This window comes from Paraburkholderia sp., from assembly GCF_049581445.1.
Taxonomy (GTDB): Bacteria; Pseudomonadota; Gammaproteobacteria; order Burkholderiales; family Burkholderiaceae; genus Paraburkholderia.
On record NZ_JBAURZ010000072.1, the window covers coordinates 1 to 8,295 of the forward strand.

The window sequence follows — 8,295 nt, forward strand, 5'->3', positions numbered from 1 at the left end:
GTTGCGGGTCGTTGAGAACCACCAGCGCCTGGCGGGCCTGCTCGGGCGTCAACGTTACGGCGGGGGGGGCGGAAGCCGCTGGCTTCGCCGCTGCGGCGAACGCAGGCAGGGCGAACAGGATCAGGAACCAGACAACGATTAATTTGCGCATAGAGATTTGGCGGGACGGCGGCTACACGCAACCATGTGCAGCGGCGTCCGGACTGAGGTCAGCTTTGACCGAAATGACTGAATATATGACGACAGCGGGCGGATGAGGCAAGTTCCGCACAGTAGGGCATGATGCCGCCCGAATCGTGGTGACGGACGGCGTTGTCAGCTGATCGTAAACGCAGGCTTAGGGAAGATTATGCCTTCTCGACTGAGAGAGGCCTCCCGAGTTGCGCAGCGCGAGCGACGTCGCATGGCGCGCAGGGCTTTTGCGGGCGGTCCGTGAGACGAAAAAAGGGGGAGCCGGCGTGCCCTGCAAATCCACCGTGCGAAGGGGGCGCGCGGCGGAATCTGCTGGAATAGTGGGGGCTGCCCCCGGGGGGTCAGATTTCCTGGCTGGCAAGCAGCCGGGCTTCGTCCAGGTGGGTAGCCTCGTCAGCGAGTTTGCCGCGCGAGTTCGCGGCGCCAGGTGTTTGCTGGATTTCGTCGCTGTCCTGACTTTCCTGACTTTCCTGGCTCTGCTGAGTGCGCAAAAGCCGTATTGGCGCCGGCTCGGTGCGCACGCCCACTGCGTTCATCAAGCGGTACAACGTGGCGCGTGAAACACCAAGTTCTTCAGCCGCACCGGAAAGATTGTAGCCGTGCCGCTTGAGCGCCTGCTGAACCGCGGTGCGCTCAGCCTCGGCGCGAATCTCCGCGAGGGTGCGCGGCGAGAATGCTGGGTCCACCGGTAAACCGAGGTCGCACGCGGTAATGAAACGACCCTCTGCCATCACGACCGCGCGCCGTACGCAATTGAACAACTCGCGCACGTTGCCGGGCCACGGGTAGTTGCACATTGCCGTGATCGCATCCGAGGTGAAGCCGCGCAGTTTGCGAGCGTTGTCCTGCCTGAACATGCCGAGCGCGTAATGGGCGAGCAACTTGATGTCGCCGCCACGTTCGCGCAGCGGCGGCTCCTGCAGTTTAAGCACGCACAGGCGGTGATAAAGATCGGCGCGAAACCGGCCGCTCTCCACAGCGGCTTCGAGATCCACGTGGGTGGCGGAGATTACCCGCACATCGACCTTGATCGGACCGCTGCCGCCCAGCCGTTCAATGGTGCCTTCCTGCAGGAAACGCAACAACACCGCCTGACATTCAATCGGCATATCGCCAATTTCGTCGAGGAAGAGAGTGCCGCCGTGCGCCGCTTCGATGCGTCCAATCTTGCGCTGCGTGGCGCCTGTAAAGGCGCCGCGCTCGTGGCCGAACAGTTCGGATTGCAGAAGCGTAGCGGGCACAGCCGCGCAATTGATCGCGACATGCTCGTGTCCGACGCGGGTCGAGCGTTCATGGATAGCGCGTGCCGTGAGTTCCTTGCCCGTACCGGACGCGCCGGCAATAAACACAGGGGCGTCTGTGTTCGCGCATTTTTCGATGCCTCGATACAGCTTGAGCATTGCGTCGCACTGGCCGATCATTTCGTGCTTGCCCAGCGACAGTTGAGGCGTCGCGCCGCTGCCGCGCAAGCCAGCGAGTCCATGTGCATGGCCAAGCGCGAACAGCAGGCGTTCGTCGAGGCAAGGCATAGTAACGAAATCGAAACAGTAGTCGAGGATAAAGCGGCGCAGCGTTTCGTCCTCAGTCTGACCGGGCGTCACCTGGGCAATCCAGGTGGTCTGGTTGCGCTCCATGCACGATGCCAGCGTGTGCCGTTGCTGCGGTGTCCAGCGAACAGGCACGTCGACAAGACCAACCGGAATCTCATGCCGCTCCAGCACGCGCTCTATCTCGGCGATCGAACTGGCGCGCTCGACTTGCCAGCCGGCCTGCGCCAGAAATTCGGCGACGCGCTCGTCGTGAGCGGAAGAAAGATACAACGCTGTGCGCGGCACAGCGCCTGACGTGCTGATCGTGTCCATGATGCCCCCGTCCTGGTTCCGCGCGCATGGCGTTGCGACAGCAAACACGCCGCACGCGGAAATCGCATCGAATTGGGCCCTATGACTGCAGGTTTACTGTGGGGCCGCTTTCAATGTCGGAGTCCGATGCAAACCGTCGCGGCTATTGTTGCTTGTGCGCACAGGCCTGTTCAGACAGTTGAGTGTGTGCGGCGTGGAGCCGCCGCAGATGAAGGGCGCGCCGATCCGCACGCTGTAGTCGATGGTGCTTAACCATGTTTTGATACCCCCGTATCTCTTTTGGTTGGCCGACTTTTTGACTTTTACGATGCGCTCTGAATGGCGCATGAATGTCAACATAGAGCAAAGCGTTTCAAATTGCTATAGGAAATTATTCCGTGAGGATGGCGAAGGGATATTCGAGGGCACGTTGATGCAACAAAATTCTTTTACGCGTTTCCCTAAATCCACCTCGTGCGCTTTATGCTGCGGTCTGCTTCAATTCCAAACCGGACACACTTTTGGCCTCACGCCTGTCAAGTACAGCGATAGCGCAAAACGCCACAACAGCGCCTGCGATCACATCAACGAGGTAGTGGCCGCCTTCAGTTGGCGTAGCAAGCACCAGCGCGATATTCAACGGAATCAGCACGAGGGCCGCGGGCGTTCGACGCACCGCCCAGCAAAACAGAATGGCCATGATCGTATGGAACGAGGGCATCGAAACGAGCCCCTGCATGGCGTTCAGGTCAATCGTGGTGAGCGTCCCCGCCCGCAAAGGCTCGAATTGGGAGAAACCCGGTACGCCCACATGGGTCTGCGCCTGAAAGTACTTGGCAGCACTGGCAGCGGGGAAAAACAGTGAAACGAAAATGGCAACGAGCAGGGTCACTGACGAGAGCTGCAGGAACGCCCGCAGACGCGACAGCCGACCGGTAAAGCTCAGAAAGGCCGCCACGAACCAGATCTCGTTCACCATGTTCGTGTACGCGAAACGTATCGCGCGGTGGTAATACGGGTGGGCTCCGACCGATCGGTAATAGCTCAGCCAGTCGAAGCCGAGCCGCTTGTCCATGGCGGCCAGCGTGCCGTCCACCAGCGGGAAATTCGTGGTGACGACGAGATAGCTCAGCACGGCGCCCGATTTCGCAAACAGCAAGGAGAAAGCCATAGCCTCGCAGAAATGCACTGCATTCGAGTGCTGACGGATACGCCTAAAAGCAAGCGGCGCGGCAAAGGCGAGCACGATCAGCAAGCAGGTCCGCACGCTTTCAAGCTGGATCGACCATCTGCCGCGGATCATCCACACCGCGTCGAGCACCATGACGGCGGCAAGCATCGACCATTTCAGATCGAGTCGGGCGACCATACCGCCACGACCGATACTGCCCATCGGTGTGCTACTCATGTGGTGCTCCCCGCAGCTTGATACTTGTGGAACCCGGTTAGGGTTCTCGATTAACGGCATTATCGGCAATCCGAAATGAAACTTTAGAAAATAAATTTCGGGACGTCCAGTACCCGTCAATTCAGCGATTTTTTATGGATCAAAGGCTCGTCTCAAACTTGCGACACATTTTTCGGTGATGGCTTCAATGGCAAATTGGCATGCCTCAGGCACGGCAGTTTGCCCGCAAACAGTCACGTAACCAGCGCCAATGCTTGCTCTTTCAGTTAGCCGGCCATACAGCATCAGCGATTCGGCCAGGCCGTTTAAGCTTCACCGCTGCAACAAAAGTTGTAAAGGCTGTGCAACGTTCGCGGCGCGCGATGCTTCACCGGCTACCGCAGTTCTCGCCCGACGCACGTAAAGATGGGCTTTCGCGCCTGCATGGCACACACATTGCTCTAAACGCCCTCAACGAAAATAGTCGCGGTCGCAATACCGGTTGTGAACGCGATACAGAACTTCGACGGCGCAATGGGCCACTGGCCTGTTGTGCATGCCGGAGGGCGGTGGAACCCATCGCGCAAAACGGTCTGTGATGCGAACGAATGAAGCGATGCTCCCAGTCGTCCATCCGATCGGTTTTGCGAGGTACGGATCTACCAGTTTCCCGCCGGGCCAGGCGGGGTGATGTTCGGGCCTTTCCAATAAGAACCCGGACTTTGGGTAGTTAATTTTTCTCTTACGGGGGTTAGTATGAAGAGCACAATTCAACAGTTTTTGCGTGACGAAGAAGGCGCAGCGGCCATCGAATATGGCCTGCTGGCTGGCCTGATTTCGGTCATGATCATCCTTGGCGCCACAGCTATCGGCACGCACCTCTCGGCCATCTTCGATTCCATCTCGACCGCACTGGGCACGGCGGCCGGTACGGTTAATACCGCGACCGGGGGCTGAGGAGCGGCCACACCCAAGACGCCCGCTCTGCCTCACGAACTTGTTGATGAGGCAGAGCAGGCCACGGCTTCCACGCCACCAGGTGTGTCAACTCGCGTTGAGGAGGTAAGCAATGAGCGGCGTTCCGTTTCCGGCGGGTCACTGTGTCGTCGCACTGGTGATCGTTGCCGCCGTGTGGGACTGGCGTACACGGCGCATTCCAAACTGGCTGGTCGCGACTGCGCTGATCGTTGCGCTGCCGTTACAGATCACCCTGCACGGTGCGCACGACGGAATTCAGATCTGGTTTGGCGGTTGCCTCGCGGGTGGCCTCATTCTCCTGCCGGGTTATCTGATGCGTGCGCTCGGCGCCGGCGATGTGAAGCTGATGGCGGCGGTCGGTGCACTCTGTGGCGCGGCGCTTGCGTTAGAGATCGCGGTGATAGCGAGTGCGATTGGCGGTATCTGGGCGCTCGTCTGGCTGCTGCGACGCAAACGGGTGCGGGCAGGGCTGAGCAATACCATGTCGATGTTGATCACGATGTCGAGTGGGACGAACGAAGCCGGCACGGCTAACGGCACGATGAGCGTGCGGTCGGTGGGCAGGTTGCCTTTCGGTGTGGCGATTGCGCTCGGCGCAGTGGGTACGTTGATGGCAGGCGTGTGAAGCAAGAGAGGTTTCCGTGTGACGGCAAGCAGAGACAAACGAATCGAAGCGGCATGAAGCAGGCGCAGTAAAAAAACGACTTGGGTCTCCAGAGAGAGGTGCCAGTCATCCGGCAGCCACGCGCACCCCAGGGTGTGATGAGGGCAAGCCGGCTAAACAAGAAATATAGACGGGCCAATACGGGGAAGTACGATGAACACTACGCTGGAGCCGGGGGACGGCGCGACCCGTGACATCTGTTCACGCGGCGATGAATCATCTACAGCCAACGCGCGTCGCGCGCCGCAGACAGTCGGGCAGACCGGGCTCGATCTGCAATTTCTCGCGGAATTGACCGCGAAAGCCGCCGCTGTCGAAGGCAAGATCAGCGTGGTCCAACTCGTTGAGCGGCTCAAGCTGCCCATCCCTGTCCTCGACGAGATCACAAGCTTCATGATCCGCGAGCGTCAGCTCGAAATCACCCATCGCGGTGCCTCCGACTTCGACGTCCAGTATCAACTCACCGAAGAAGGTCGCGTGCGGGCGATCGGCTATCTGGCGAAATGCGCGTATATCGGCCCGGCGCCCGTGACGCTTGAATCGTATACGCAAGCCATCGGCAGCCAGTCGGTCAACCTCGTGCGTATCTCGCGCCCCTTCGCGCGTGCCGCGCTGGCGGGCCTCACGATTAGCGACGTGTTGATCGACGAACTGGGCGGCGCGATGAATTCAGGCCGTCCGATTCTGCTCTATGGTCCGGCAGGTGGCGGCAAGACACATCTTGCGGAGAGCCTCGCGCGACTGTTGCCCGGTACGATCGACGTCCCGCACGCTTTGCTGATCGAGCGTGCGATCGTGCAGGTGTTCGATCCGTTGATCCACGTACCAGTGGTCGCAGCGGAAGACAGCTTGCTGCTCGCGGCCGTACCTGACCGTCGCTGGCAACGCTGCCAGCGCCCGGTCGTGATGGCCGGCGGCGAACTGACGCTGGACATGCTCGAATTGCGTTATGACCCGGGCACCGGCTTTTATCAGGCGCCTGGGCACATGAAGGCCAACAACGGTCTCTACATCGTCGATGATCTCGGCCGTCAGCGCGTCGCACCGCAAGATCTGTTGAACCGCTGGATCGTGCCGCTCGGTCGCGGGACGGAGACGCTCACCTTGCAGAGCGGTGCACGCTTTTCGCTGCCATTCGATGTGCGCCTCGCTTTCTCGAGCAACCTCACACCGGACCAACTCGGCGACGAAGCCTTTCTGCGGCGCCTCGGCTGCAAGCTCTACGTGGGTGCGCTCAGCCCAAATGAATACCGCGTGCTGTACGACCGTTTCTGCAAGGAACTCGGCGTGCGCTCAGACGACGATGCCTTCGATTATCTGATCCAGCGCTTGCACCAACCGGCACGACGGCCGCTGCTGGCCTGCTACCCGCGCGATCTGCTGGGTCTGGTAGCCGCGCAGGCTAGCTACCGCGAGGAAGCGCCGGTGGCGACGCCCGACACCTTGTATCGCGCATGGAGCAGTTATTTCGCGCACGCCGGCGGTCCAGAGGTGGCGGCGGCTAAACCGCCCCAGCCAGCAGACGTGCTCAGGAAGTTTGCCACCGCTTGAACAAAAACCGTGGCTGGGTATGTCGCCATCCGATGGGTAAAAGCAGGAGAACGAAATGATGAATTCACGAGCGGTTTTGATGTTGCTCATCGCAACGGCGGCGGGGCTCTGCGCAGTCGTGTTCGGCTCGCGCTGGATGTCCGCGCAGACCTCGGGGGCAACGACCAAGGTCGTCGTGGCCTCTGCCGATATCAATCTCGGCCAGCGCCTGACCCCCGACCTTCTGAAGGCCGTGGACTGGCCGTCTACCAGCGTGCCACCTGGCTCGTTCGCCGACATCCAGAAGCTCGACGGCCGGGTACTGAAGGAAAGCACGCTGAACGGCGAGCCGGTTCTGGAGGCAAAGCTTTCGCCGGTCGGCACGCTTGGCGGCCTGTCGGCGGTGATCAACGAAGGCAAACGGGCGATCACGGTGCGTGTGAACGATGTGATCGGTGTGGCGGGTTTCGCGCTGCCGGGGAATTACGTCGACATCATCGTCAACACCCAGAAAGACGCCAACGCGGCGCGTGACCAGAACATCTCGAAGATCGTGCTTGAAAAGATTCTGGTGCTGGCGATCGCTCAGGAAGTGGGTCGCGACGATACGAAACCAAAGGTCGTGGATGCCGTCACGCTGGAAGTCACGCCGGAACAGGCTGAAAAGATCGACCTTGCGCGCAGTATCGGCACGCTTTCGCTGGTGCTGCGCAATCAGGTCGATCCTCAGGCGACCCTGACGGGCGGTGCGACACGGGCAAGTCTGCTGAATGTCGCCGCGCCGGTGGTGCCCGCTTCAGCGCCGGTCCATGCGGTTGTGCATGTAGCAGCACGCGCGCCGAGTAACTGCGTTCGCGTGATCAGCGCAGGCGAGACCTCAAAAGAATGTTTCTGACTGGCGTCGCCACAGAGCGGCGCAACTAAAACATAAGCAGTGGACCAGTAATACAGGCAGCACAGGCAGCACCATAACGGGGGAAGGACATGAACGCGAAATCACGGCGCCCAACACGCGCGTCACACAGGTACGAAGTGAGTCAACGAACGGCCGGGACGCGCTTCGCCCTGACGATCATGCTCGGTGCTATTGGTGCATTCCTGTGGATGTTGCCGTCGGCTCAGGCGGAAGGCGCCCATGCGGCGAGCAGCGCCGTTGGCATGGTGACTAGCACGATTCCGGCGCAGAGTGCTGAAGCGCCGGCGCCGTACACGGTTGCCTCCAATGGGCCGATCCGTCTCACGATCGGCGCCGCCGAACCCGCACCTTCCGCGAGCGCCGCCGCGTCGGCGCGCGGACCGAACTGCTCCGGACCGGTTGGCGAGCACACCACGGTTGTCGTGCCGTTAGGCAAGTCGACCATGGTGAATTTGCGCGAACCGATCCGCGAGCGCACGGTGGGCAACCCCTCGGTGGTCCAGGCGATGCTGGTGTCACCCCAGACGCTCTATCTGCTGGGCGCCGATATCGGCACCACCAACATGATCGTGCAGGGCAAGAGCGGTTCTTGCAGCGTGATCGATGTGGTAGTCGGTGCCGATCCGGCAGGCCTGCAACAAGCCCTCGCTTCGCTCATGCCCGAGGAAACCGGCGTACAGGTAAAAACCGCCGGGGACTCCATCGTCCTCACCGGCATGGTGACGGACGCGAGCAAGGCGCAGCGCATCGTCGAACTCGCGCAGGCCTATACGCAGCGTGCCAGCCC

At 60.9% G+C, this 8,295-nt stretch carries 7 protein-coding genes; 5 read left to right on the plus strand and 2 right to left on the minus strand.

Features of this window, described 5'->3' with window-relative positions; genetic code table 11:
* Positions 1 to 533: 533 nt before the first annotated feature.
* Positions 534 to 2,054 (minus strand): sigma 54-interacting transcriptional regulator, encoded by a 1,521-nt coding sequence (locus tag WCA85_RS05600; RefSeq protein ID WP_424062175.1) that lies wholly within the window; start codon positions 2,052 to 2,054, stop codon positions 534 to 536.
* Positions 2,055 to 2,514: 460 nt separating this feature from the next.
* The gene (locus WCA85_RS05605) at positions 2,515 to 3,441 is read right to left on the minus strand and encodes a phosphatase PAP2 family protein (RefSeq protein WP_424062176.1); all 927 of its coding nucleotides are present in this window, start codon (positions 3,439 to 3,441) and stop codon (positions 2,515 to 2,517) included.
* Between the two features lie 735 nt (positions 3,442 to 4,176).
* On the opposite strand from WCA85_RS05605, the gene WCA85_RS05610 reads away from it, so the two are divergent.
* The 5 genes from WCA85_RS05610 to WCA85_RS05630 form a co-directional block, all read left to right on the plus strand.
* Positions 4,177 to 4,377: a Flp family type IVb pilin gene (locus WCA85_RS05610; RefSeq protein WP_424062177.1), complete on the plus strand. Its 201-nt coding sequence runs from the start codon at positions 4,177 to 4,179 to the stop codon at positions 4,375 to 4,377.
* A 112-nt stretch (positions 4,378 to 4,489) separates the two neighbouring features.
* Complete coding sequence (locus tag WCA85_RS05615) at positions 4,490 to 5,023, plus strand: A24 family peptidase (RefSeq protein ID WP_424062178.1); 534 nt, start codon at positions 4,490 to 4,492, stop codon at positions 5,021 to 5,023.
* Positions 5,024 to 5,215: 192 nt separating this feature from the next.
* Positions 5,216 to 6,613 carry an ATP-binding protein gene (locus WCA85_RS05620; protein WP_424062179.1) on the plus strand — a complete coding sequence of 466 codons (1,398 nt, stop codon included), beginning with the start codon at positions 5,216 to 5,218 and terminating at the stop codon, positions 6,611 to 6,613.
* A gap of 55 nt (positions 6,614 to 6,668) precedes the next feature.
* On the plus strand, positions 6,669 to 7,487 hold the full coding sequence (cpaB, locus tag WCA85_RS05625) for a Flp pilus assembly protein CpaB (protein ID WP_424062180.1): 819 nt from the start codon (positions 6,669 to 6,671) through the stop codon (positions 7,485 to 7,487).
* Positions 7,488 to 7,624: 137 nt separating this feature from the next.
* Positions 7,625 to 8,295 (plus strand): pilus assembly protein N-terminal domain-containing protein (locus tag WCA85_RS05630; RefSeq protein WP_424062181.1); only part of this gene is annotated, 671 nt, incomplete at its 3' end.

What these genes read in the sequence shown, in the direction of transcription:
- cpaB (WP_424062180.1), top strand. Translation starts at nt 6,669, where the DNA reads ATGATGAATTCACGAGCGGTTTTGATGTTGCTCATCGCAACGGCGGCG.
- WCA85_RS05605 (WP_424062176.1), bottom strand. Translation starts at nt 3,441, where the DNA reads ATGAGTAGCACACCGATGGGCAGTATCGGTCGTGGCGGTATGGTCGCC.
- WCA85_RS05600 (WP_424062175.1), bottom strand. Translation starts at nt 2,054, where the DNA reads ATGGACACGATCAGCACGTCAGGCGCTGTGCCGCGCACAGCGTTGTAT.
- WCA85_RS05620 (WP_424062179.1), top strand. Translation starts at nt 5,216, where the DNA reads ATGAACACTACGCTGGAGCCGGGGGACGGCGCGACCCGTGACATCTGT.
- WCA85_RS05615 (WP_424062178.1), top strand. Translation starts at nt 4,490, where the DNA reads ATGAGCGGCGTTCCGTTTCCGGCGGGTCACTGTGTCGTCGCACTGGTG.
- WCA85_RS05610 (WP_424062177.1), top strand. Translation starts at nt 4,177, where the DNA reads ATGAAGAGCACAATTCAACAGTTTTTGCGTGACGAAGAAGGCGCAGCG.